Genomic DNA, 25,201 nt, shown 5'->3' with positions numbered 1-25,201 from the left:
AGGGATCTCACCGCAACGCGTGCCCGAGCTCGGCGGCGCGGGACATCAGCTGGGCGGCATCCCGCGCGACGACGACACGGTCGCAGATCTCCGCGTACTCCGGCATCGCGCACGACGCCTGGGTCCAGTACCGCTCGGGTTCCGGGGTGATCCAGGCCAGCCGGTGCACCTTGCGACGCAGTTCGGCGAACTCGTCGACACCCGGCGGCAGGCCGTTGCACCGCCCGTCGCCGACGACGACCACCGAGGTTCGGGAGTTCACATCGGTGCCGAACTCGGTCAGCACGTCGGCGAACACCCGGCCGTAGTCGCTGCTCGCCTCCAGGTCGATGCGCGGGTCGGCGAGCACCGACGCGAGCGCGTCGTCGTCGGCCCCGGCGAGGAGGGTGTCCGTGACGTCGACGGGCCGGTCCACGAACGCCAGGACCTGGCAGCGGCTCGCCCGGCGATGCATGGCCTGTGCCAGCCGGAGGGTGAAGGCGGTGACGGGTCGCACCGACAGCGACACGTCCGCGAGGATCAGCACCCGCACCCGGTCCGGGCGGGGCGCCTTCACCATGAGGTGGAAGGGTATGCCCTCGGTCCGCAGGCTCGCGCGCACGGTCCGGCGCATGTCGAGCCGGCCCCGCGCCAGTTCGCGCGGGCGGGGGCGTGACGGTCCGCGCATCCGCCGAAGCACCTCGTAGCACGCCTGATTCACTTCGGCACGGGATGTGGCCGACACCGAGCCGCTCGTGGTCCCCGGTGCTTCTGCGGGTCCGGCGGCCAGGTCCCGGGCGTCCGCCAGCGCGCCGACGAATGCCTCCACCGCCTCCGCCAGCCGGTTCAGCTGGGCCGCGGTGAGTGGTTCGGCCCCATCGGAATCGGCGTAGACCGTGCTCGGGTCGTAGGCGTCGAGCCACGCGAGAATCGACTCCGGATCGTCCCAGGACAACGATCCGACGACGGCACCGCTCGTCGACGACGCCAGGTCACCGACGGCGGTGCTCGCCGCCCGCTCGACCTCCACCGTGTACGTGACACCGCGTCGTCCGGACTCGGCTTCCGAATCGACGGACAGATCCGCGTCGCTCGACGTCATGCTGACGTCGTCGTCGTCCTTGTGGGGGTTGAAACCCTTCTGCGCTTCGGGGGTGTCGAAGTGGTCGCCCACCTCGGCGGCGCGCTCGTTGTACTCCGCGTACCGGGCGGTCTCCGCGTTGTCCGCCACCTCCAGCGCGGAGGGCAGGCCTTCCGCGAACTCGGTCCGGGACGGGGGACGCGCGTCGGGTGCCGCGTCGGCGATCGATGCGAAGAACACGTCGAAGGCGCGGTCGAAACCGGCCTGCTCGTACGTGTACTTCGCGCACACCGCACGCAACGACGTCCTCAGTGTGGGCAGGTCACGGCCGCCGACCAAGCCGAACACCCGGCGAACCTCGATGACCTCGGCAGGAGACGCGGCGACGCCGTAGCGGCGCAACACCTTTCCGAAGGACGCCGCGAGCACGTCGAGAAGTTGCGCGGGCAGCGCCGGGGAGGGGTCGGGCTGCGGGCGGAGCATCGTCAGCGCCTACCCTGCCGACCCGCGCCGATGCCGCCCCGGTCGCGGCCACCGTGCCCGCGGAAGACGGCCGTGGTGGTGTTGGCCGGCCGCGATGCGACCGTCACCCGCTCCACCGGCCCGGCCGGAGCGGTTTCGCCATCGTCCGCCGGGAAGGGCTGTTCGCCGGAGAGCCGGGTGCGGACCAGTTCGACGTCGCTGGTGTATTTGAGCAGGGCGGTGAGCAGGATGTCGCGGACCGTGGCCTGCGAACTCACGGCCACTCCCGTCGACTTCAGGACCACCGCGGCACGGGCCGCGTCGATGACCTCCGCGATGGACGGGCTCTTGCGGAGCGGCAACTGCCGCAGCGTGCGAGCCAGATCCACCACGTCCGCCGCGACGGCATCCTCGACCTCGGGGGCCTTGGCCGTTACGATGTCCCGCTCGCGCTGTGGTGTCGGGTAGCCGAGGTGGTAGTGCAGGCAACGACGCTTGAGTGCGGGCGACAGTTCACGAGTGTCGTTGGACGTCAGGATCACCCACGGCGTCGACCGCGCGGTGAACGTCCCCACTTCGGGGATGGTGACCTGTCCCTCCGCGAGAACTTCGAGGAGCAGCGCCTCCATCGACTCCTCGGTGCGGTCCACCTCGTCGACGAGCAGCACCACCGGGTCCGGCGACAGGATCGCCTCGAGCAGCGGGCGGACCGACAGGAACTTCTCCGAATACAATCCGAAATCCTGCGCGGCCAGGAACTGCGACGCCTCGGCGACGTCGTCGAACGCGGCCATCTTCTCACCGATGCGGTCGCGCAACATCTGCACGTGCAGAAGCTGTTTCGCGTAGTCCCACTCGTACAGGGCCCGGTTGTCGTCGAGACCTTCGTAGCACTGCAGCCGAACGAGCTTCCGCCCCGACGCCTCGGCCAGCGACTTCGCCAGCTCCGTCTTGCCGACGCCGGCGGGCCCCTCCAGCAGCAACGGGCGCTCGAGCGCGGTCGCCAGGTGGACGACCACCGCGAACTCGTCGTCGGCGATGTAGTCGACCTCGCGCAACGCCTCCTTCAGTTCCGCGCCGTCGGCGAAGCGGATGTCCTCCGGTTCCGGGGCTGTGTGCGGTGCAGTCATGATCGGGGCGTCCGTCCTTCGTCAGCGGTGTGGTGGTGGGAACGCATCCGGGGCGGGGCCGGGGCTGGGGTGAGGCGCCCGCCCCGGACGCGAGTTTCAGCGGTCGGTCAGTACGCGCTGTTGATCGCGTGATCGACCACGGGGAGCATCGACTCGACCGTCACCTCGCGCGGGTTGCCCGGTGTGCACCAGTCGCCCTGGATGTGTTCGGAGATGGCCCGCACGGTCTTCTCGTCGCCCCGGATGGTGTCACCGCGACCCTCGTACTTCTTGGTGTTCATCTGGTTCTTGTCGTACGAGTCGGTACGCACCTGACCGAAGTTGTCCGGAATGCCGACGTCCTTCGCCAGGCGGATGGCCGCCTCGACCGCTGCGTCCGCGGCCTGCACCGTGGTGAGGTTGCGGGTGTCGACCCCCAGCGCTCCGGCCAGCTGGGCGTAGCGCTCGTACCGCGACGGCAGGTTGTACTCCCAGACGCGGGGCAGGGCGATGGCGTTGTTCAGGCCGTGGTGGCTGTCGAAGAACGCGCTGACCGCGTGCGAGATGGAGTGCACGATTCCGAGGCCGCCGGAGTTGAACGCCTGGCCGGCGATGTACTGCGCGTTCATCATTCCCTCGCGGGCCTTCAGGTTACGTGGCTCGAACACGGCCTCCCGCAGGTTCTTCGCGACGAGTTCCACCGAGTACAGCGCGTTGCCGAGCGACGGCGCGAAGTCGAGACGCGACACGTACGGCTCACTGCCGTGCGCGAGGACGTCGAATCCGCAGTACGCCGTGAAGTGCTGGGGGCAGGTGTAGTACAGCAGCGGGTCGTCGATGGCGAGGGTCACGATGGTCGCCTCGTCGAATCCCACCCACTTGTGCGGGTTGTTCATGTCCGACGTGTCGGTGATGACGTACGCCCACGATGTCTCCGAACCCGTACCGGCCGTGGTGGATACGGCGATGTGGGGCGGGTTCTCCTTGTTGGTGGACTTCGCGAATCCCTCGAACTCGTTGATGTTGCGGCCGTCGTGCGCGACCACCACCCGGGCACCCTTGGCGGCGTCGTGACTCGAGCCGCCGCCGACGGAGATGATCGAGTCGCACTTCTCCTTCTGGTAGAGCGCGGCGGCCTCCATGACGTTGTAGTCCTTGGGGTTGGACTCGACCTTGTCGTAGAGCACGACCTCGACGCCCTGGTACTCGATCTTGCCGACCAGTTCCTCGATGATGCCCGAACCGCGCAGGCCCGTGGTCATGAGCAGGGTCCTCTTGAATCCGAGGTTCTTCGCCTCGACGCCGATGATGTCGTGGGCGCCCACTCCCATCAGTGCCCGCGGGAACGGGTGGAATTCCTTGATGGGGAAGTCCCAGATCTGGTTGAGCTCGATGGCCATGGCCGTCTCCTCGATTTGTCGATGTCGGATCTGAAGCGTTGTGGAAGGGAACGCACTTGATGTGATCGGCGTCTCACCTGGAATCCACTGTGACCTAGTTCGGGCCCCCGTCACAGGCCTGCGGGGCCGAACCGTCCGACCGCGGCGCACAAACTGCCCGAACGGGCAGGTGCGGCCGGGCCGAACCGGAGGGGGCGGCACTCGATAGGCTGTCCACTTCACGCGGAGCCCACCCGCTAGGCAAAAACTAGAACCTGTTCTATATTTGGAGCAGGCAAGCGAGCGTTCCGGCGCTGCGAAGTACGGAAGGACTGCACACACGATGACGACTGTCGAGGTGCCGCACAGCTCACGATCGGTGGTGCTCACCGTGTCGGGCGTGGTCGAGGAAACCCCCGACTCCCGGTCACTGGTCTTCGACGTCCCGGCAGACCTCGCCGACAAGTTCGCCTACAAGCCGGGCCAGTTCCTCACCCTGCGCATCCCCAGCGACCGCACGGGCTCGGTCGCCCGGTGCTACTCGCTGGCCAGCTCACCGTTCACCGACGACGCCCCCAAGGTGACCGTCAAGCGGACGGCCGAGGGCTACGGGTCCAACTGGCTCTGCGACAACGTCGCCGTCGGCGACACCCTCGAGGTCCTCCCCCCGTCGGGAGTGTTCACCCCCAAGTCACTGGACCACGACTTCCTGCTGTTCGCGGCAGGTAGTGGCATCACGCCGGTGATCTCGATCCTCAAGTCCGCCCTCACCGAGGGGTCCGGCAAGGTCGTGCTCTTCTACGCCAACCGCGACGAGAAGTCCGTCATCTTCGCGGAGGAACTCCGCGCCCTCGCGGGCCGGTATCCGTCGCGCCTCGTGTCCATCCACTGGCTCGAGACGGTCCAGGGCCTGCCCGGTGTCGATCAGCTCGCCTCCGCCGTTGCGCCCTACCTGGGCCACGAAGCATTCATGTGCGGACCGGCGCCGTTCATGGACACCATCCACAAGGCCCTCGCCGACGCCGGGATGCCCCGCGGCCAGGTGCACGCCGAAGTGTTCAACTCGCTGGCCGGCGACCCGTTCCGTGACGCCGACGTCGTGGAGGTCACCGAGGACGAGGCCGCCGACGCCGCGACCGTGGAGGTGGAACTCGACGGCGAGATCCACAACCTGAGCTGGCCCCGCAAGCAGACCCTCGTCGACATCATGCTGGCCAAGGGAATCGACGTGCCCTACTCCTGCCAGGAGGGCGAATGCGGGTCCTGTGCGTGCACCGTGCTCGAGGGCAAGGTCGAGATGGAGAACAGCGAAATCCTCGACCCCGAGGACATCGAGAGCGGCTACATCCTGGGCTGCCAGGCCCGGCCGGTCACCGATCACCTCAAGATCGAATTCTGACTCCGCTCACCCGAGCCGGCCGAAACCGACGACGGCGGAGTCGCTCGTCCAGTCCACGGTGTGGACGCGGATACGGCCGAACTCGTTGCCGCCGACCGTCGTAGCGGTGTCTCCGTCGACCGCGACGACGACGTTGGTGTGCTGGCCGACCCAGCTGCTGTTGTCGTAGAGCACCACGTCCCCGACGCTCGGGCGGTATCCGCCACCGACCCCCTCGAACCGCGACTGCGACTCGTAGTACTCCTGCAACGTGTAGACCCCGGGAATCCGCCAGTGCCCGGAATTCGGATTCGCCAGCGGCTGGCCGGCTTCCCGCATGATCCAGCTGACGAAGTCCGCACACCAGGGCTCTTCGACCCCTTCGGAGTAGAACGTGCCCGGCCGCTGCCTGTCGTGTTCGGCCTCGAGCAGCCCGACGATCCGTGCCTGCTGCGGCGACAACGCGGACGTGTCGACGGCCGGGAATTCTGCGGTGTCCCACGGCAGGTAGCGGTCCGGCGCCAGCCACAACACGCCTCCCGCGACGACGACCATCGCAGCGACGACGGCGCCGAGAATCACCCCGGCACGTCGGCGGCGGCGAGTGGGCGCGGGAGCAGTCATGCCACCGAATGTAGCGGGTATCCCGTCACCGCATCGCGCGGTAGCCCGCACGCTCCTCTGCGGTCAGATGCTCGCACGCATACGTCAGCGCGGTGCGGCCCATCGCCGCAGCGTGCCGGTCGAGGAAACCGGTGAGCAGGTCGCGGTCGACCCGCTTGCCGACCTCGCGCAGCATCCAGCCCGTCGCCTTCTGCGTGAGGTCGCGGCGATCACCGAGAACACGCTCCGCCACCTCGAGCGTCGTGGAGGCGTCACCCCGGCGGATGAAACCGAACGTACTGAGCAGGGCGACACGGCGCCGCCAGAGGTCGTCGTCCGCGGCCAGCTCGAACACCAGGTCCCGCGGCCGGTCGTACAGCCACGCGCCCAGGATCCGGTCGGCGGACGAGTCCACGAGATCCCAGTTGTTCACCCGTCCCCGCATCACCAGTTCGAGGTAGAAGGACGCGATCTTCTCGCGCAGAGCGTCATCGCCTGCCTTGGCCGCCCGGTCGAACTGCGCCGCGAGCACCAGCAGCCCCGCCAGTCGATGCTCGTGCACCGGACTGTCGAGCAGCACCGTCACCTCCGGAAGATCCAGATCGGCGTGCGCACGAACCACGCTGCGCGTCCCGGGAACCCGCACGCCGATGAAGACGTCGCCCTCCCCGTACTCCCCCGGACCGGTCTTGAAGAACCGTGCCAGATTGACGGCGTCGGTCTCGTCCGACAACTCGTCGAGTGCGCGCTTCACGTCGTCCGCGGTGGAAGTCACGAAGGCACTGTCCCACACGGGACCGACAGTCGCCGCGACAGCGCGGGCGAAGATCACGAAACATACTCTGACCTGCTGTTCGCGTTATCCGAATGCAACGGTGCAAGTATTGATCGGGCGGTCAATCAGGCGTGTACTCGAGGTGGACACAATCCATTTCGAGGAGGCTGGACATGAGATCGTGGAGTCGTATGCAAGATGTGGTGGCGATCGTGATCGGAGCCTTCGCGGCGCTCTCGCCGTTGTGGCTCGACACCAACAACGCCGCGATGTGGTCACTCATCGTGCTCGGTGTACTCGTGGCCCTCTCCGGTCTCGTCCATATGAGCCGCCCGGAGATGACTGTGGCCGAGTACGCGATGGCCGTCTTCGGCGTGCTGTTGTTCCTCTCCCCGTGGGTGATGAACTTCGACGCATTCACGGGCGCGTCGTGGACCGCATGGGTCGTCGGTGTCCTGGCAGTCGTCGTGGCTGTCACGGGGTTGCCGATGATGAGTTCCCGGATGCACGGACACGGAGGGCTGGCGACACATCACTGATCTGTGAACCACAGCACCGAGAACATCGATTGGGGCGGGGCGCAGGCTTACGGCCTGCGCCCCGCCGTTCACGTCCGGAAAGGCTCATGCCAGCACCCCATCTCGGTAAGCCCGGTGGCCCCCAACCGCGGAAAGGCCGACGGCGGCGCAGCGCGAAGATCGACGGCGACGCGAGAGAACTGATTCTCGACGCCGCCGAATCCCTCATCGCCGTACACGGATTCGATGCCACGTCCACCGCATCGATCGCCTCTGCCGCGCACGTCCCGAAAGGACTGGTGTTCTACTACTTCCCCTCCAAGACCGACATCCTTCTGGCGCTGCTGTCCGAGAGACTGCCCACCGAACCCTTCGGCGACGTGGGCCCCCTGGTGACTCCGGGCGACCCCGCCGCCAGCCTCGTCAACCTCGACAACGCGCTGAATCTGCGCGATCACCACTCGTCGGTGATGCGCGTGATCATCTGGCGCGAGGCCGAGACCCACCCGGACGTCCGTGCGCACCTGCGACGGTTCCGCGACTACCTCAGCGACATCACCGAGCGTCTCCTGCAGGCCAGTTCGCCCTACCCCGTGCAACCCGGGACGCTCCGGGCCTGTGCGACGGCGTGGGTGGCCGCGATGTTCTCCGTGGCGGGCAGCGACCGCCTCCACGACCTCGACGACCTGCCGAGGCGGCACGGCGAGGAACTCGACAACGTCGCACGCGTCGTGGCGGCCGGGATGGTTCAACTCGGCTGAGAACGCCCCGCCGACAACAGCTGACCGGCGGGGAACGCCTCGGCGCTCGCGGGCAGCCGCCCGGGCCTGCCGCTGAGGAAGACCTCGACGGTGCCTTCCCCCCCGCTCGGACGGTTCAACGCATCGATACGGCGGAGGGTCTGCGCCGCCACCGCCTCGGCGCTGTCGAACAACCGCACGCCGGCGGGGAGCTGCGCCGCGATCTCGTCGGCCACCAACGGATAGTGGGTGCAGCCCAGCACCACCCCGCCCACACCGTCGGGTGTGCGCTCCACTGCGGAGGCGATGGCAGCGGTGGCAGCGTCCCGCTCGCCGCGGTCGATCGCCTCGGCGAGACCGTGGCACGCGACACCCACCACGGAACTGCCGTTCCCGAACTTCTCGATCAGATCGGCCTGATACCGGCTCGCCGTCGTTGCCGCGGTCGCCCAGACGGCCACCGACGGACACGCGGCGGCCGCCGGCTTGATCGCCGGAACGGTGCCGACGACCGGAACAGCCGGTCCGACGAACTCCCGGACGTGGTCGAGCGCGGTGACGCTCGCCGTGTTGCACGGCAGCACGATCACCTCGGCTCCGCGGTCGAGGCAGCGCTGCGCGGTCGCGAGAACGCGGTCGATCACCCACTGTTCCGGCTTGGGACCCCACGGAGCCCCGTCCGGATCCAGAGCGAGGATCAGATCCAGTTCGGGTCGCAACTTGCGCAGCCACGCCGACGTCGGCAGCATGCCGAGACCCGAGTCGATGAGCGCAACAATCACCCGGAGAATCTATCGCGCCCCCGCCCGGCGGCCTACGCCGACGCGGCCTCGAGGACCTCGCCGATCGGAGTTCCCGCCGCGATCTTGCCCCGCATCTTCATGACGCCCCCCGCCATGCCGGCGCCGACGACACCCGCCAGGATGCCGTCCCGCTCGTAGTAGGCGAGGAACTTGCGGCCGTCGTCCTTGATCACGTGCACCTCGTCGGTGGCCGCCACCGTGCCCAGCGCCTGGATCTTGATGTCGTACTGGTCGCTCCAGAAGTACGGCACCTGAGCGGCGGCGTTCTCGTCGCCGGTCCCGGTCAACGCCCCGGCGAGGATCTTGGCCTGCTCACCGGCATTGCTCCAGTGCTCGACACGTTTTCGACCGCCCACCTGCAGCTGCCACGCGGCCACGTCGCCGACCGCCCACACGTGCGGCACCGCCGTGCGTCCCACGCCGTCGCACACCACACCGTTGTCCAGTTCGACGCCCGAACCGTCGAGCCACGCGGTGACCGGCACCGAGCCGACTCCGATCGCCACGACGTCGACGTCCACCTCGCTTCCGTCGCCGAGGACGGCTCCGGTGACGCGGGCGGTGCCCACCAGCGACGTGAGTCCGACACCGGCACGCAGGTCGACTCCCTCTTCCGTGTGCAGCCGGGCGACGAGTCCGCCGATCTTCTCGCCGAGCACGGACGCGAGCGGCGTCGGCTGCGGCTCCACCAGCACCACGTCGAGACCACCGGCCCGCATGCTCGCCGCCAGCTCGCAGCCGATGAAGCCCGCGCCGACGATCAGTGCCCGCTTGCCCTCGGCGAGGTCCGCGCGTAACGCCAGGCTCTCATCGATGGACCGGAGAACGTGGACGCCCGCGAGGTCGGGCAGACCCGGTATCCGCCGCGGCACGAGGCCGGTGGCGATCACCAGTTCGTCGTAGCCGAGTTCGGTGCCGTCGGCGAGTCTCAGGATGCGGGATCCGGTGTCCACCGCGACCGCCTCGACCCCCAGACGCAACTGGATGTTCTTCTCGTCGAAGAACTCACGCGGCTTGAGCGTGGTGTCGCTCGTCTCCCCGCGCATCACTTCCTTCGACAGCGGTGGGCGGTCGTAGGGAAGGTGCGGTTCCCCGCCGAGAAGAACCAGGTCACCTTCGTATCCGGCCCGCCGGAGTTCCTCGGCTGTGCGCAGACCTGCCAGGCCCGCTCCGACGATCACAATTCTCTGCACTGTCCCCGTACCCACCCAATCTGCCCCTGCGACGAACATGACCGCCATCACATCTCTGGCACAAGTCATATCAAACGCGCTCCGCACCCGTGAGTACTTGTCAACCGCCCGCGGTTGACAAGTACTCACGGGTCAGAGGTCGGCGATGGCCTCGAGCGGCCGGGTGCGGGCGGCGCGGCTCGCCGGCCACAGCGCGGCGAGTACGCCGACCACGCCGGATCCGAGCAGCATCGCGATCACCTGCCCCCACGGCACCGTCACCTGGTCGAGCCCCTGGTCCTTCAGGGTGCTCACGAAGCCCCAGCCGAATGCGATGCCCAGCAGCACGCCGACGGCCGCACCGAACACCGCGATCAGCATCGACTCCAGGTAGATCGTGCGACGCATCTGGGACCGCTGCATTCCGACCGCGCGGAGCATGCCGATCTCCCGCCGACGCTCGACCACCGACAGCGCGAGCGTGTTGATGATGCCGAGGATCGCGATCACGACGGCGAGTGCGAGCAGTCCGTAGAGGATGGCGAGGAGCGTGTCGATCTGCTGCCCCTGCGTTCCCTTGAACTGTTCGCGGTCCTGCACCTGAACCACGACGAACTGCTTGGTCGCGGATTCGAGGTCGGCGCGCAGCTGCGTCAGATCCGCACCCGGCTTCGCGTCGACGAGGACAGCCAGGTCGGGAATGGTCGCGGCGGGCATCACCTGGCGGTACACGTCGTCCGAGACGAGCCAGTCGCCGACCAGCTGGTTGTCCTCGAAGACGCCTGTCACCTCGGCGTCGACGACCTTCCCGTCGGCGCTCGTCATCGGGACGGTGGTCCCCAGTGTCCAGCCCTTCTGCGCGGCCGTCGTCTGGGACACGATGAGGTGGTTGCCCGTCAGATCTGCGCCGCCCTCGACGAGCTTGTAGTCGAGGACGCCCTCGAGCGGGCCGTCCAGCGACGCGCCCTGCTGCTGCTCGTCGTCGACCTTCACGGACACCGGATGCAGGGCGGCGGCGCTCTGGACGTCGTCGAGGTTCCGCACGGCCCTCGCCGCGCCGCTGGGCACACCGATCTGGTTGGGGCCGGTGAGCACGTAGTCGGCGGACACCCCGGAGTCGACGAGCTGGTTGACGCTGGCCTTCGCGGACGCGCCGAACACACCGATCACGGACACGAGCATCAGACCGAGCGTCAGTGCGAACGCGGTGGCGGCGGTGCGACGCGGATTCCGCACGGCATTGGTGCGGGCCAGGCGCCCGACCGGGCCGAACGGCTTGGCCAGTACCGCTCCGAGGGCCCCGACGATCGGCCGGGACAACGCCGGGGCGGCGAACAGCACGGCCAGGATCAGACCGAGCGCGCCGGCACCGACGACCGCGGCCGCGCCACCACCGGTGCCGCGCGAGCCGATCACGAGTCCCACGACGCCGAGGACACCGAGGACGGCGCCGGCGATGGTCCGCACGTGCAGTGAGTCACCGGTGGACGCGAATTCCTCCCGCATCGCCGCGACCGGCGGCACCTTGGACGCGCGCCGGGCGGGCGCGTACGCGCTGATCGTCGTCACCAGCACCCCGACCACGAGGGCGATGAGAATCGTGCGCGGCCCCACCTGCAGGGGCCCCTCGGGCAGACCGACGTCGAACGCGTTCAGCAGTGCGCGCAGACCGTAGGCCAGGCCGACGCCGGCGGCGATCCCGATCGCGCTGCCGATCACGCCGACCACGAGGGCCTCGAAGACCACGGAACGGCCCACCTGCTTGCGGCTGGCACCGATCGCGCGGAGCAGTGCCAGTTCGCGCAGGCGCTGGGCCACGATCATCGAGAACGTGTTGTAGATGATGAACGTGCCGACGAGCAGGGCGATCGCACCGAATGCGAGGAGGAAGTAGTTGATGAAGCTCAGCGCCTCCGTCACCTGCGCCTTGGTCTCCTCGCGCACCTCGTCGCCGGTCTGGACCTTCGCGTCGGGAAGGGCCGCGGCGATCTCGTCGCGCAAGTCGGTCTGGGACAGACCCGTTCCGGCGACGTCGATGTACTCGACGTGCTTGCCGTCGGTGAACAGTTGACGGGCCTGCGAGTCGACGAACGTCGCGCCGATGAATCCACCGGTCTCGTTGCCGGTGTCGTAGATGCCGGAGACGGTGACGTCGACCATGCCGCGAGCGGGCACGAGGACCTTGGTGGTGTCGCCGACCGTCAGTTGCGCGCGTTCGGCGGCACTGGCGTTGACGGCCATCTGGCCGACCTGGGCCGGCGGGCCCCCCTGAACGTATTCGTCGGGTTCACCGAGCGCCTGACCCGGCGGGAGGTACGACTCGCCGATGCTCGGCGCACCACCCGTCTGTACGGCGGCGCCGTCGGAGTCGATGAGGACGATCTGCCCGCTGACGGCAGGTGCCACCGCGCGCACTCCGTCCAGCGCTGTGATGGTGTCGAGGTCGGCGAGGGGCACTCCGCTGGAGTTGCGCTCCTCGCTCGACACCCGGACGTCGACACCTTGCGCGGTGTTCTCGAAGATCGAGTCGAACGTCTTCTGGAGGGTGTCGGTGAAGACGAAGGAGCCGGCGACGAACGCGGTGCCGAGCACCACGGACAGCACCGTCAGCGCCAGCCGGACCTTGTGTGCCGCCAGGTTGCGCAGCGACACCTTGCGCATCGGAGCGCTGGATGTGGACGCCATGCGGTCAGACCGCCGCGTCGGACGCGAGGGCGTGGGCGGGCTCGTCGAGTCGCTTCATCGTGTCGAGGACCGAATCGGCCGTCGGGTCACGCAGTTCGTCGACGATCTTGCCGTCGGCGAGGAAGACCACCCGGTCGGCGTAGGCCGCCGCGCGGGGATCGTGCGTGACGATGACGACGGTCTGGTGGAACTCGTCCACCGCCGCCCGCAGGATCGACAGCACCTCCCCCGACGACTTCGAGTCGAGGTTGCCGGTGGGCTCGTCGCCGAAGATGATCTCCGGCTGCCCCGCAAGGGCGCGGGCACACGCGACTCGCTGCTGCTGACCGCCGGACAACTCGCCGGGGCGATGCTCGAGACGGTCCTGCAGTCCGAGCTTGGTGAGCACGTTCTCGAGCCACGCGGCGTCCGGCTTGCGGCCCGCGATGTCCAGCGGAAGGGTGATGTTCTCCAGTGCCGTCAGCGTCGGCACCAGGTTGAACGCCTGGAACACGAAGCCGATCCGGTCGCGTCGCAGCTGCGTCATCTGCTTGTCCGTCAGCGTCGTCAACTCGGTGTCGCCGATGAGGACGGAACCCGAACTGGCCGCGTCGAGACCTGCCAGGCAGTGCATCAGCGTCGACTTACCGGAACCGGACGGTCCCATGATCGCGGTGAACTCACCACGGGCGAACTCGGCGGATACCGCGCTGAGCGCGTGAACCTGGGTGTCGCCGGTGCCGTACGTCTTGGACAGCTCGACAGCACGGGCAGCGACAGCGGGGGCATGCGTGCTCATGATCGCCTTTCGTCATTCCTCTTGTGGCGGTCCGGCCCCGTGGTGACGGGCCGGGACGGTGCACGCGCGGCGCACTCCTCCATCTTGTCGACACCCGCGGCGGCCCGCCATCAGGGACCACCCTGATCTTGGGTCCCCGCGGCCGTGATCTCGGACACGGAGACCCGCGCGGAAACGCCCACAACGGAAGTGCCGACCTGGGAGAATTCCGGTATCGCCGGTGCGAAGGAGAGCCTCATGGCCAACGAATCCCCCAAACCCCGGGCGGGATCGCGGTTCCTCGACGCGTTCCTGCAATCACCCTTCGCCGGCCTGGCGCCGTGGATCCTGATGTCGCTGCTGTCCGGTCCCGGGCGGTTCGAGGAGTCGGTCGCCACCGCTCTCGGGTTGTCGATCCTGTTCCTGTTCCTCAGCCACCGACGCGGCGGAACATTCAAACCCCTCGAAGTGTTCGACATCCTCTATTTCGGCTGCCTCGCCGCGATCGGACTGTTCGCATCCGACGACCTGATCACGTGGCTGGAGAAGTGGTCGGGCGAGATGTCGAGCCTGGCGCTGGTCGCGTTCGCGTTCGGCTCGCTGCTGCTACGCAATCCGTTCACCCTGCCGTACGCGAAAGAGACCACGCCCGAGGAGTATTGGACCTCGCCGCTGTTCCTCAAGGTCAATCAGCTCATCACGCTGGTGTGGGCGCTGTCCTTCACAGTATCGGCGGCGGCCGGGCTGTACGGCGACCTGGTCCTCGACCAACCGGACAATTTCTGGACGGGCTGGATCATCCCGATCGGGGCGTTGCTGTTCGCGCTGTCCTTCACCGAGTGGTATCCGGACGTGGCGAGCGCGCAGACGCCGCGGGAGCCCGGAGAACCGGAAGAGGTGGCACCGCCCCTCGTCAAACTGTTCGACTTCCTGCCTCCGTTCGTGGTCGGCGTGGGGATCGCGATGCTCGTCACCGACAACGACCCCGATTGGCTGGGCATCACTCTGATCGTGGTCGGCGCCATCGGCACCGCCGCGCTGCGACGCGCGGACACACAGAGCCGAAGCAGTTCGGCCGCGTGAGGCAAAACGTCACTGATCGGATCACCGGCTACTAGCCTGATGTGACTGACGTCACAGACGAGAGGTGGGCGCATGTCGGACGCCGACAACGAGATCATCTTCGACCGACTCGCGCACTGGGCGCAGGTCCGACCGGATGACGTCGCCGTGCAGTTCCAGGGCACCGACTACACGTGGTCCGGATGGCACGACCGGATCCTGCACATCGCGGGAGCCTTGGCGGAGGGCGGAATCGGGGCGGGCGACACGGTCGCGTTCGTCGACAAGAACCATCTGTCCTGCCTCGAGGTCACCTACGCCGCCTCGTTACTCGGCGCGGCCGCCGCAGTCCCCAACTGGCGCCTGGCCGGTGAGGAACTCGACTACGTGATCAACGATTCCGGGGCGCGGATCCTGTTCGTGGGCAACGAGTTCCTCCAACAGGTCATGGCACTGCGCGACCGGCTGACCGGCATCGAGCAGATCATCACCGTCGGCGGAGAGCACGACGAGTTCGAGCCGTGGCTCGCCGAGGCGTCCGTGCTGTCGTCGACACCGGAGGTGGGAGCGGATGCCACCGCCCTGATCCTGTACAGCTCGGGAACCACCGGCAGGCCGAAGGGGGTTCAGCTGACCCACCGCAACCTGATCGCCCACAGCGCCGCGGTGCTCGAGATCCTGCCCGCGCGCCACGACGACTGCCTGCTCGTCGCCATGCCGCTGTTCCACGTCGGCGGAAGTTGCTACGCCATCATGGGTGTGCACGCCGGCGCCCGGTGCCACTTCACCAGGGAGGCCGACGCCCCGTCCCTGTTCGGTGCGCTCGCGGCGGGTGCGAACATCGCGTTCCTGGTGCCGCCGGTGATCGCCGGAGTGCTCGCCGCCGGCGAGCAGGCCGTCGCCGCGTTCGGTGCGCTGCATCGCATCACATACGGCGCGGCGCCGATGCCGCTGCCGTTGCTGCGCCGCGCGCTCGCGGCCTGGCCGGAGGCGGAGTTCGTCCAGGTCTACGGAATGACCGAGTGCGCGGGTGTCGTCACCGCTCTGCTGCCCGAGGTGCATCGCGACCCGGCGCAGGAGGAGAGGATGGCGTCGGCGGGACAACCCATTCCCGGTGTGGAGATGCGCATCGTGGACCCGGCCACGGCCGAGGACGTCGCCCCCGGCGAGACGGGCGAATTGTGGTGGCGTTCGGATCAACGCACGCCCGGGTATCTCGGCAAGCCCGAGGCGACGGCGGAGGCCGTCACCGCCGACGGATGGTTGCGCAGCGGCGACATGGGACGCGCGGACGCCGACGGTTTCGTGTTCATCGAGGACCGGCTGAAGGACATGATCATCACCGGCGGTGAGAACGTGTATTCCCCCGAGATCGAACGGGTGCTCGTCGAGCACCCGGCGGTTGCGGAGGTGGCGGTGATCGGCGTGCCCGACGACCACTGGGGTGAGACGGTCAAGGCTGTCGTCGTGCCGGTGACCGGGACGAGTATCGAACCGGACGAGTTGATCCACTACACCCGCCAGCGTCTGGCGAAGTTCAAGTGCCCGACGACGGTCGACATCGTCGACCTGCTGCCCCGCAACCCCACCGGCAAGATCCTCAAGCGGGAACTGCGCGCGCCGTACTGGAAGGACCGCACCCACAAGCTCGTGTGACCGCCGTCCATACTGGAACCGTGACCGCTCGATGCCCCTGCCTGCTCGGTGAACCGTACGACGACTGCTGCGGGAGGTATCACCGCGGCGAGACGACGGCGCCCACGGCCGAACGCCTGATGCGATCACGGTTCAGCGCGTTCGCCGTGCTGGATGCCGACTACCTCCTCGCGACGTGGCATCCGAGCACGCGGCCCGGGACTCTGAACCTCGATCCGGAGCAGCGCTGGACCCGCCTCGACATCCTGGGCACGAGCGGGGGCGGACTGCTCGACACCACCGGCACCGTCGAGTTCCGCGCGCACTACGTACTGGACGGCCACCGCGAATCGCTGCACGAGAACAGCCGATTCGTCCGGGAGGACGGCACTTGGCTGTACCTGGACGCGATCGCGACGCCACGCCAGGGGCTCCCTCGTGTCTGATCGGACCCGGCTTACGATCGGATCATGATCAACCACCGGATCGGTCCCTTCGCCGCGCTCGCCGCCTGCGCCCTGACGCTGACGCTCACCGGATGCTCGGAGTCGAACTCCGCCAGCAGTGTGGCGGCGACGTCCCCGGCCGCGGCCGCCACCACCAGCAGCGCCCTCGAATCCGAGTCGGCGCCGATCCCGACCGACGCGTCGCCGAAATCGTCCGCGGCGTCCGAGTCCGCGAAGCTCACGGTCACCGACGTCCGCGTCGGCGAGCACGAGGGATTCGACCGCGTGGTGTACGAACTCGGCGGCAAGGGCACGCCGGGCTGGCGGGTCGCATATGTGGACGAGGCGGTGCAGGACGGCAGCGGCAAGACGATCCCGGTGTCGGGCAACGGCATCCTCCAGGTGCAGATCGACGGCTCGGCGTACCCGTTCGACAGTGATGTGGAGGGATACTCGGGCCCCAACCCGGTGCCCGGTGTTCCCGGCGGCACGGTGACCGAGGTGAACGGCGCGCTCGTGTTCGAAGGCGTCACGCAGTCGTTCATCGGCGTGACCCAACCGGACCGTCCCTTCACGGTGTCGACCCTGTCCGATCCGACGCGGGTGGTCGTGGACGTCGCGAAGTAGCGCTTCCCGCCCGCAGCTTGACCTCGAGTAACGTTGAGGTTCTACCGTCGTGTCATACCCCGGCTCTACCGTGGGGGGATAGCGACAGGAGGCCGCTGGCATGAGCATGGAAGTCACGGCGTGGAACGCGATGTACAACGCGATGCACGCCCAAGAGGATCGTCGACCCTTCTCCCGCACCACGTTGCGGCGGATAGCCCGCTTCGCCCTGCCGCATCGGCGCAGCCTCGGGTGGTATCTGCTGCTCAGCGTCGTCACGGCCGCGCTGGCCGTGGCCACCCCAGTGCTGGCGGGCCGTGTCGTCAACGCCATCGTCGGGGGCGACGCGGTGTCCGTCGTCGTGCGCCTCGCGGCGCTCATCGCGGTCATCGCCGTACTCGAATCCGCACTCGCCCTGTGGACGCGGTGGCTGTCCGCGAGCATCGGTGAGAACCTGATCCTCGACCTGCGGACCGCCGTGTTCGACCACGTGCAGCGGATGCCGATCGCGTTCTTCACCCGCACTCGCACCGGCGCGCTGGTCAGCCGCCTCAACAACGACGTGATCGGCGCGCAGCGCGCGTTCAGCGACACGCTGTCGGGCGTGGTGTCCAACCTCGTCACGCTCGGCATCACGCTCATCGTGATGATCGGGATCTCCTGGCAGATCACGCTGTGCGCGCTGCTGCTGTTGCCGATCTTCGTCCTGCCCGCCCGCAAGATGGGCGCACGGCTGGCGCAACTCAATCGTGAGGCAGCCAACCACAATTCGGTGATGAGCACTCAGATGACGGAGCGGTTCTCGGCGCCGGGTGCCACACTCGTGAAGCTGTTCGGCCGTCCGTCCGAGGAGTCCGCCGAGTTCGCGGTCCGTGCCCGGCGGGTACGGAACATCGGCGTCCGCACGGCGATGCTGCAGTCGGTGTTCGTCACCGCGCTCACTCTCGTATCCGCTCTCGCGCTGGCGCTCGTCTACGGGCTGGGCGGGTTCTACGCACTGCGCGGACAACTCGACGCGGGTGCCGTCGTCGCGATGGCGATGTTGCTGACCCGGTTGTACTCGCCCCTCACCGCACTGGCCAGCGCACGCATGGACGTGATGAGTGCGCTGGTGAGCTTCGAGCGCGTCTTCGAGGTCCTCGACCTGAAGCCGCTGATCGCGGAGAAGCCCGACGCGGTCGCGGTGCCCGAGGGCCCGGTGTCGGTGGAGTTCGACTCCGTGGAGTTCGCATACCCCTCCGCCGACAAGGTGTCGCTGGCGTCGCTCGAAGAGGTCGCGACCCTCGACACCCGCGGCGGCGTCGACGTACTGCACCAGCTGTCGTTCCGCGCCGAACCCGGGCAGATGGTCGCGCTGGTGGGATCGTCCGGAGCCGGCAAGTCCACCATCGCCCAACTGGTTCCCCGGCTCTACGACGCAGACGCCGGCTCGGTGAAACTCGGCGGGGTGGACGTGCGCGACCTGACGGCCGACTCCGTGCGGGCCACCGTCGGCATGGTGACTCAGGACGGGCACCTCTTCCACGACACCGTGCGGGCCAACCTCCTGCTCGCCCGCCCGGGCGCCACGCCGGCCGAACTCGCGGAGGTGCTGGAACGGGCGCGGCTCACCGACCTCGTCGCCGCCCTGCCCGACGGCCTCGACACAGTGGTCGGCGAACGCGGTTACCGGCTGTCGGGAGGCGAACGCCAGCGGCTGACCATCGCGCGCCTGCTGCTCGCGCATCCGCGGGTGGTCATCCTCGACGAGGCGACGGCGCACCTCGACTCCACGTCCGAGGCCGCCGTCCAGGAGGCGCTGGGCGAGGCCCTCGCCGGACGGACCGCGGTGGTGATCGCGCACCGGCTGTCGACCGTCCGCGCCGCCGATCTGATCCTCGTGGTCGAGGCCGGGCGCATCGTCGAACGCGGCACCCACTCCGAACTGCTCGCCGCAGGCGGCCGGTACGAGGAGCTGTACCGCACTCAGTTCGACACGGGCACGGTCTCGTCCCCGACTCTCACCGAGGTACTCCGGTGAGTCTGCGAATGGCGGAGAGGGGCAGGCCGATCCAATTCGGGCGGTTCCTCGCCTCGTACACGGTCTCGTACACCGCCTTGTCGAGTTCGTAGGCCCGCAGCAACGCCGCCGCCTCACGCGGGTCGGTGCCCGACACGGAGGCATAGCCCTCGCAGAAGGCGTCGGCGTTGCGCTGCGCCCACTCCCTCGCGCGGAAGTCCCGCTGCGACGCCGCCCCCATCGCTCCCATCGGCACCGAATCGGCCAGCAGGTGGTGAGCGGCGTAGTCGAAGGACCGCAGCATTCCCGCGACGTCCCGCAACGGACTGTCCCGTTCGCGGCGCTCGTCGAGCGTCTTGGCGGGCTCCCCCTCGAAGTCGATGAGCAGCCACCGCTCCGGCGTCCGCAGCACCTGCCCCAGGTGGAGGTCGCCGTGAATCCGCTGGACGGTGGTGGCTCCCAGAGCTTCCGCCTCGGCGAACTTGCCCCGCACCGCCGCGGCCACCGCTCCCAGTTCGGGAACGATCGAGGTGGCGGCGTCCAGCCTGCGCGTCATCGCCTCCACGGTCGTCGACGCCACCTGTCGTTCCTCCGCACCGAGCGCACGCGCCAGGGTCGCGTGCACGTCGGCGACCGCGGCGCCCATCCGGTAGGATTCGCCGGCGAAGTCCGTTCCCAACTCCGCGGCGTGGAGATCCGCTTCGATCAGGAGGTCGCGGACGCTGCCGAGCGCCATGCTCCACCCGTCCGCCGAGTTGGCCTCGAAATCCTGCACCATCGCAAGGGTGGTCAGAATCCCGGCCACGTCCGTCTCCATCCACGCTCGCAGCGTCGCCACGTATTCGCTGCCCGCTTCGGCGAGCGCGAGGTGGAGTTCGACGTCGGGGTTCACCCCCGGCGTGACCAGACGGAAGATCTTCATCAGAAGCTTCTCCCCCAGCACCACCGACGTGTTCGACTGCTCCGCGCCGAGCGTCCGCCCGCGGAGCCCCGCTTCGATCACCGTGCCCGGCACGGTCTTCAACTGCACCGGCCCGGACCCCTCGGCCTCCGACAGCAGGTCGGCGTACAGGGTGATGATCTCGGCATCGTGCAGGCCGTCGTACGCGATCATGATGTTCCCGTCGCCGTCCGGCAGCGCCCACGGCTCGAGGTCCTCGGGCAGATGACTGCGGAACCCCAGCGGTATCTGGTACACCTGCGGCGGCCCCGCCTCGAACTCCACCGACACCAGGAGATGCTCGGCGGAGAAGCCGAAGACCGACATCAACTCGTGGCGCAGCAGGATCCGCACCGCCGAGATGGTGGTGCCCTTGGCGGCGAACCACCGCCGATCCGGCAACCATCGGACGAGTTGCCGCTCGAGGGTCTCGTCGGGAATGCGTTCACTGCTGGGTTCGTTCACTGCTGCACCGCCTGTTCCGCTTCGCTGCTGACCGGGTGTCCGCTCACCGCGCCGTCGGACTTCGGATCCGGTTGCAGCGCAAACCAGAAGAATCCGTGACCGGGGAGTGTGATCATGTACCCGTCCTCCCCGATGGAGGGGAAGGGAACGGAACCGGTGAGTTCCACGGGAATTCGGCCGGCGAACTGGGTGAGGTCCAGGATCACCGCCTGCGGGAACCTGGACAGGTTGTTGACGCACAGAATGACGTCGCTGTACGGCCGGTCCTGGCTCGGCGGCGTCTCCCGAACATACGACAGGACGGCCGGGTTCGCGCTGCCGAGCTCGGTGAACGACGCCGTTCCGAACGCCGGATGCTGTTTGCGGACCTGGATCAGGCGCCGGGTCCAGTGCAGCAACGAATTGGTCGAGTTCATCTGCGCCTCGACGTTCACCGACTGGTAGCCGTACGTGGGATCCATGATGACCGGCAAGTACATTCGCGCCGGGTCGGCGCGGGAGAATCCGGCGTTGCGGTCGGGAGTCCACTGCATCGGCGTTCGCACCGAGTCCCGATCGCCGAGCCAGATGTTGTCGCCCATGCCGATCTCGTCGCCGTAGTAGAGGACGGGCGAACCCGGCAGGCTCAGCAGCAGCGCGGTGAACAGCTCGAGCTGGTTGCGGTCGTTCTCGAGCAACGGCGCGAGACGTCGCCGGATGCCGATGTTCGCCTTCATCCGCGGATCCTGCGCGTACTCGGAATACATGTAGTCACGCTCCTCGTCCGACACCATTTCGAGCGTCAGCTCGTCGTGGTTCCGGAGAAAGATTCCCCATTGGCACGAGCTCGGAATCGGCGGGGTCTGCGCGAGGATCTCGGAGATCGGGAACCGGTTCTGCCGCCGCACGGCCATGAAGATGCGGGGCATCAGCGGGAAGTGGAACGCCATGTGGCACTCGTCGCCCACGTCCGGCTCCCCGAAGTACTCCACGACGTCCGACGGCCACTGGTTGGCTTCGGCGAGCAGCGCCCGCCCCGGGTACTCGGCGTCCATGACGGCCCTGCACTTCTTGAGAAACGCATGGGTCTCGGGCAGGTTCTCGCAGTTGGTGCCCTCCCGCTCGAACAGGTAGGGCACGGCGTCCAACCGGAAGCCGTCGATTCCGAGGTCCAACCAGAACCGCAGCACGTCGATCATCGCGCCCTGGACGTCGGGATTGTCGTAGTTCAGGTCCGGCTGATGGGAGAAGAAACGATGCCAGTAGTACTGCTTGCGCACCGGATCCCACGTCCAATTGGACGTCTCGGTGTCGACGAAGATGACGCGCGCGTCCGGGTACCCCGCGTCCCGGTCCGACCACACGTAGAAGTCGCCGTACGGGCCCTCGGGGTCGGCGCGCGACTCCTGGAACCATGCGTGTGTGTCGGAGGTGTGGTTCATGACCAGGTCCGTGATGACTCTGATCCCGCGGCGGTGCGCCTGATCGAAGAGCTGGACGAAATCCTCGACCGTCCCGAACTCCGGGAGCACGGCGCGGAAGTCGCGGATGTCGTATCCGCCGTCGCGTAGCGGTGAGTCGTAGAACGGCGGCAGCCACAGGCAGTCGACGCCGAGCCAGGACAGGTAGTCGAGTTTGGACGTCAGCCCCTGGAGATCGCCCGTTCCGTCGCCGGAGGAATCGAAGAACGCGCGGACCAGAACCTCGTAGAACACCGCGGTCTTGAACCACTCGTTGTCCACTTGCAGTTCTCGGGCGTGGAAGAAGTCCTCGGACCGGGCCTCGATGATGTGCCCTTCGAGGTCGTGCTCCGGCGGGGCCGCACCCTCCCGGGACGGGTCGGCGAAGGCCGACGACGAATCTTCCAGGGGCATAAGCACCTCGGTTCGCGACTCGATCACAGGAACAGGGGCGTTCCCCGGACACGTGCCTCGATCGTAGGTCGGTCCTGGCCGAACCGCCGGGAACGCGCGCAGAGTGTCGATCGAGGACAGTAGGTGTCCGCTATCCGCGCCAGACTGAACGCATGACCGAGACACCCAGCACCCAGAACCCCATCTCCGACGAGCACGGACTCCTTCTCCTCATGCTGGACAACCAGCGGACCGCCTTTCGTAACGCGCTGTCCGGGCTGACCGAGGAGCAGGCCCGCAGCGTGCCCAGCGCCAGCGAGATGAGCCTGGCTTCCCTCCTCAAGCACGTGATCGACGGCGAAGAGGCGATGACCTCCCGCATCACCGGGGCCACGCGCGATGCCGGCGGCGATCCGGTGGCAGTGTGGATGGCCGCATGGAACGTCGCCGAGGACGAGACCGTCGACGTCCTCCTCGCCCGCTTCGACGACGCCCAGCGCGCCACCGAGGCCGCGGTCGCCGCCGAAACCGATCTGGAGCGCGACGTCGACCTGCCCGCCGACGTGGCGCAGTGGATGGCGTCGGGAGTCACCTTCACGGTCCGCTACATGCTGCTGCACCAGATCGAGGAACTCGCCCGGCACGCCGGTCACGCCGACATCATCCGGCAATCCCTCGACGGCGCACGCGCCGATACGCTGGCCGGCGGCGGCAGCTGGTCCTGACTGATTCCACTATCTCGGGTAAATTCACCGCTCGGGCGGCGCTGCAGAGCTGCCCGGACGAGACAACGAGGAGTTCAGGTGGACGGTATGAGCGTGATGCGACGCACGATCGCGGCGGCAACGGTCGGTATCGCGGCGACTTTCGGCCTCTCGGGCACGGCAGCGGCGGAACCGGCCACCCCGGACGTCCCCGGACTCACCGAACTGCGCACCCAGGCCGACAAGCCCGAGGAGAAGGCCGCGGTCGAGGCGCTGGCCACGTCGACCGTGCTGCGTGACGTCGCGGGCGCGTACACGCCGTTCCTCTACACCGCACCGACCGTGGGTTGCGGCACCGTCGCACCGGTCACGCTGACGCTGGCATCGGGCACCACGGGGCCCACCGCCGAGGTGAAGGCGAACGAGATCAGGTTCCAGGCCCTCTCCGCATACCCCGGTGTCGTGAAGTCGTCGGGACTCAACGTCGCGTGGATCAACACCAACACCGGCTCCAGCGGAATCCTGCCCCTCGACGGCGTCACCGACGGCGGTTACCCGGCGCTGAACAAGGTCGTGGCGACGGGGCCCGGCACCGTCGTGGCATCGATCTTCGGCACCGTCGGCTACACCAACGCGACGTGCTACGTGCTGCCGACCGTCGGTTCGTTCTTCGTTCCCGAGGAGGGTCCGCTGCCCGCCGAGGCGGCACAGCCCGCCCCGGCTCCCGCTCCCCCGGCGTAATCGCCGGGGATCCCGTTCGGGACGGCCGCGCGAGTGCTACTCGCGCGGCCTTTTCCGGCTGTCCCGGTCGCGCTGGAACTTTCCGCCTGCCCGATCGTCGCGGCCACCGCGCGGCCGACCCGACGGCGGACCCGAATCGGGCTGCAGCTGGATCAGCACACCGGAGATCCGGGTACGGCGCAGGGCTTCCAGGGTCTCGCTGGACAGGTCTGCGGGCAACTCCACCAGGCTGTGGTCCGGGCGGATGCTGATGTGCCCGAAGTCGCTGCGCCGCAGCCCACCCTCGTTCGCGATGGCACCGACGATCGCACCCGGCACGACACGGTGCCGCTTGCCGACCGCGATGCGGTACGTCGCGAGCTCCTGGCCCTCCGGTCCACGCGACCGCGTCGGGGGGCCGTCGTCGAAACGGCGCGCCGGACGTTCGCGGGGCTCGCGCTCGCGGCGGGGCGCGGGCGGCGGTTCGGGCGCCATGAGGAACGCCTCACCGTCGCGCGACTGCACCGCGAGCGCGGCGGCGATGTCGGCGAGCGGGACGTCGTGCTCCTGCTCGTAGTCCTCGATCATCTTGCGGAACAACGCCAGGTTGTCGGACGTGAGGCTCTCGGTGATCGAGTCGCCGAACTTGGACACCCGCTGCGCGTTGACGTCGTCGACGCTGGGCAGCTGCATCTCGGCCAGCGGCTGACGGGTCGCCTTCTCGATGGCCTTGAGCAGGTGCCGCTCGCGCGGCGCCACGAACAGCAGCGCCTCGCCGGCGCGCCCGGCGCGACCGGTGCGGCCGATCCGGTGGACGTACGACTCCGTGTCGTGCGGGATGTCGTAGTTGACGACGTGGGAGATGCGGTCCACGTCCAGACCACGCGCGGCCACATCGGTGGCCACGAGGATGTCGAGGGCGCCGCTCTTGAGCTGGCCGATGGTCCGTTCACGCTGCGCCTGCACGATGTCGCCGTTGATCGCCGACGCGGAGAATCCGCGCGAGCGCAGTCGTTCCGCGAGGTCCTCGGTGGCCTGCTTGGTGCGCACGAAGATGATCATCGCCTCGAAGTCCTCGACCTCGAGGACACGCGTCAGGGCGTCGAGCTTGCGCTGGTGCGCCACCTGGACGTACCGCTGCGAGATGTTGGAGGCCGTCGACGTCTTCGACTTCATCGTGATCTCGACGGGATCGTGCATGTACTGCTTCGAGATCTTGCGGATGGCCCCCGGCATCGTCGCCGAGAACAGCGCCACCTGCTTGTACTCCGGAGTGTCGGCGAGGATGCGCTCGACGTCCTCCTGGAAACCCATCTTCAGCATCTCGTCGGCCTCGTCCAGGACGAGGTAG

Annotated in this window: 22 protein-coding genes; 10 read left to right on the top strand and 12 right to left on the bottom strand. The window is 68.2% G+C overall.

What is annotated here, in order from left to right; translation table 11 throughout:
- Positions 1-7 precede the first annotated feature (7 nt).
- The 3 genes from madC to mdo all read right to left on the bottom strand — a co-directional run bounded on the left by madC (position 8) and on the right by mdo (position 4,031).
- Complete coding sequence (madC, locus tag AZG88_RS37890) at positions 8-1,543, bottom strand: MadC family VWA domain-containing protein (protein ID WP_061700617.1); 1,536 nt, start codon at positions 1,541-1,543, stop codon at positions 8-10.
- A 2-nt stretch (positions 1,544-1,545) separates the two neighbouring features.
- Positions 1,546-2,652 (bottom strand): MadB family AAA-type ATPase, encoded by a 1,107-nt coding sequence (locus tag AZG88_RS37885; protein WP_061700616.1) that lies wholly within the window; start codon positions 2,650-2,652, stop codon positions 1,546-1,548.
- A 107-nt stretch (positions 2,653-2,759) separates the two neighbouring features.
- Complete coding sequence (gene mdo / locus AZG88_RS37880; protein ID WP_005239439.1) at positions 2,760-4,031, bottom strand: NDMA-dependent methanol dehydrogenase; 1,272 nt, start codon at positions 4,029-4,031, stop codon at positions 2,760-2,762.
- Between the two features lie 322 nt (positions 4,032-4,353).
- Between mdo and AZG88_RS37875 the strand changes: the two genes are divergently transcribed.
- The gene (locus AZG88_RS37875; RefSeq protein WP_061041802.1) at positions 4,354-5,409 is read left to right on the top strand and encodes a ferredoxin--NADP reductase; all 1,056 of its coding nucleotides are present in this window, start codon (positions 4,354-4,356) and stop codon (positions 5,407-5,409) included.
- Between the two features lie 6 nt (positions 5,410-5,415).
- On the opposite strand, the gene AZG88_RS37870 is transcribed toward AZG88_RS37875, so the two are convergent.
- Together AZG88_RS37870 and AZG88_RS37865 are read right to left on the bottom strand one after the other, a co-directional pair.
- Positions 5,416-6,012 carry a CHAP domain-containing protein gene (locus tag AZG88_RS37870; RefSeq protein ID WP_061041801.1) on the bottom strand — a complete coding sequence of 199 codons (597 nt, stop codon included), beginning with the start codon at positions 6,010-6,012 and terminating at the stop codon, positions 5,416-5,418.
- A gap of 25 nt (positions 6,013-6,037) precedes the next feature.
- Positions 6,038-6,766: a DNA alkylation repair protein gene (locus AZG88_RS37865; RefSeq protein ID WP_061041855.1), complete on the bottom strand. Its 729-nt coding sequence runs from the start codon at positions 6,764-6,766 to the stop codon at positions 6,038-6,040.
- 173 nt (positions 6,767-6,939) lie between these two features.
- Between AZG88_RS37865 and AZG88_RS37860 the strand changes: the two genes are divergently transcribed.
- Positions 6,940-7,305 (top strand): SPW repeat domain-containing protein, encoded by a 366-nt coding sequence (locus AZG88_RS37860; RefSeq protein WP_025432213.1) that lies wholly within the window; start codon positions 6,940-6,942, stop codon positions 7,303-7,305.
- Between the two features lie 86 nt (positions 7,306-7,391).
- Positions 7,392-8,045 (top strand): TetR/AcrR family transcriptional regulator, encoded by a 654-nt coding sequence (locus tag AZG88_RS37855; protein ID WP_005239429.1) that lies wholly within the window; start codon positions 7,392-7,394, stop codon positions 8,043-8,045.
- On the opposite strand, the gene AZG88_RS37850 is transcribed toward AZG88_RS37855, so the two are convergent.
- From AZG88_RS37850 to AZG88_RS37835, 4 genes are all read right to left on the bottom strand, one after another.
- A complete protein-coding gene (locus AZG88_RS37850; protein WP_005239426.1) occupies positions 8,033-8,806 on the bottom strand; it encodes a glutamate racemase in 774 nt (257 codons plus the stop codon). The two genes, AZG88_RS37855 and AZG88_RS37850, sit on opposite strands and share 13 nt — an antisense overlap.
- Positions 8,807-8,838: 32 nt before the next feature.
- Positions 8,839-10,068, bottom strand: coding sequence for an NAD(P)/FAD-dependent oxidoreductase (locus AZG88_RS37845; RefSeq protein ID WP_197488010.1), 1,230 nt, complete (start codon positions 10,066-10,068; stop codon positions 8,839-8,841).
- A gap of 84 nt (positions 10,069-10,152) precedes the next feature.
- Positions 10,153-12,684: an ABC transporter permease gene (locus AZG88_RS37840; RefSeq protein ID WP_061041800.1), complete on the bottom strand. Its 2,532-nt coding sequence runs from the start codon at positions 12,682-12,684 to the stop codon at positions 10,153-10,155.
- A 4-nt stretch (positions 12,685-12,688) separates the two neighbouring features.
- Entirely contained in the window at positions 12,689-13,462 is a 774-nt protein-coding gene (locus AZG88_RS37835; RefSeq protein ID WP_005239421.1) for an ABC transporter ATP-binding protein, read from the bottom strand.
- A gap of 144 nt (positions 13,463-13,606) precedes the next feature.
- Here AZG88_RS37835 and AZG88_RS37830 point away from each other — a divergent pair, with 144 nt between their 5' ends.
- The 5 genes from AZG88_RS37830 to AZG88_RS37810 all read left to right on the top strand — a co-directional run bounded on the left by AZG88_RS37830 (position 13,607) and on the right by AZG88_RS37810 (position 19,210).
- On the top strand, positions 13,607-14,524 hold the full coding sequence (locus tag AZG88_RS37830) for a hypothetical protein (RefSeq protein ID WP_005239420.1): 918 nt from the start codon (positions 13,607-13,609) through the stop codon (positions 14,522-14,524).
- 72 nt (positions 14,525-14,596) lie between these two features.
- Positions 14,597-16,159 carry a long-chain-fatty-acid--CoA ligase gene (locus tag AZG88_RS37825; protein WP_005239418.1) on the top strand — a complete coding sequence of 521 codons (1,563 nt, stop codon included), beginning with the start codon at positions 14,597-14,599 and terminating at the stop codon, positions 16,157-16,159.
- The gene (locus AZG88_RS37820; protein WP_005239416.1) at positions 16,156-16,584 is read left to right on the top strand and encodes a YchJ family protein; all 429 of its coding nucleotides are present in this window, start codon (positions 16,156-16,158) and stop codon (positions 16,582-16,584) included. Before AZG88_RS37825 ends, AZG88_RS37820 begins: the two co-directional genes overlap by 4 nt.
- A gap of 24 nt (positions 16,585-16,608) precedes the next feature.
- Positions 16,609-17,211 (top strand): AMIN-like domain-containing (lipo)protein, encoded by a 603-nt coding sequence (locus AZG88_RS37815; RefSeq protein WP_005239414.1) that lies wholly within the window; start codon positions 16,609-16,611, stop codon positions 17,209-17,211.
- A gap of 100 nt (positions 17,212-17,311) precedes the next feature.
- On the top strand, positions 17,312-19,210 hold the full coding sequence (locus AZG88_RS37810) for an ABC transporter ATP-binding protein (RefSeq protein ID WP_005239412.1): 1,899 nt from the start codon (positions 17,312-17,314) through the stop codon (positions 19,208-19,210).
- Here the strand turns inward: AZG88_RS37810 and AZG88_RS37805 are convergent.
- Together AZG88_RS37805 and treS are read right to left on the bottom strand one after the other, a co-directional pair.
- The gene (locus tag AZG88_RS37805; protein WP_061041799.1) at positions 19,191-20,594 is read right to left on the bottom strand and encodes a maltokinase N-terminal cap-like domain-containing protein; all 1,404 of its coding nucleotides are present in this window, start codon (positions 20,592-20,594) and stop codon (positions 19,191-19,193) included. The genes AZG88_RS37810 and AZG88_RS37805 overlap by 20 nt on opposite strands.
- Positions 20,591-22,447 (bottom strand): maltose alpha-D-glucosyltransferase, encoded by a 1,857-nt coding sequence (treS, locus tag AZG88_RS37800; RefSeq protein ID WP_061041853.1) that lies wholly within the window; start codon positions 22,445-22,447, stop codon positions 20,591-20,593. The genes AZG88_RS37805 and treS overlap by 4 nt, the downstream gene beginning before the upstream one ends.
- Before the next feature lie 152 nt (positions 22,448-22,599).
- On the opposite strand from treS, the gene AZG88_RS37795 reads away from it, so the two are divergent.
- Together AZG88_RS37795 and AZG88_RS37790 are read left to right on the top strand one after the other, a co-directional pair.
- Positions 22,600-23,151: a DinB family protein gene (locus tag AZG88_RS37795; RefSeq protein ID WP_061041798.1), complete on the top strand. Its 552-nt coding sequence runs from the start codon at positions 22,600-22,602 to the stop codon at positions 23,149-23,151.
- A gap of 87 nt (positions 23,152-23,238) precedes the next feature.
- Positions 23,239-23,871, top strand: a complete 633-nt coding sequence (locus tag AZG88_RS37790) for a hypothetical protein (protein WP_061041852.1) — start codon at positions 23,239-23,241, stop codon at positions 23,869-23,871.
- 36 nt (positions 23,872-23,907) lie between these two features.
- On the opposite strand, the gene AZG88_RS37785 is transcribed toward AZG88_RS37790, so the two are convergent.
- On the bottom strand, positions 23,908-25,201 hold a 1,294-nt coding region (locus AZG88_RS37785; RefSeq protein ID WP_061700615.1), incomplete at its 5' end, for a helicase-related protein.

It is taken from the genome of Rhodococcus sp. LB1 (assembly GCF_001583455.1).
GTDB lineage: Bacteria > Actinomycetota > Actinomycetes > Mycobacteriales > Mycobacteriaceae > Rhodococcus_F > Rhodococcus_F opacus.
The sequence above is the reverse complement of the archived record's forward strand: the minus strand, read 5'-3'. Positions and strand labels throughout refer to the sequence as shown.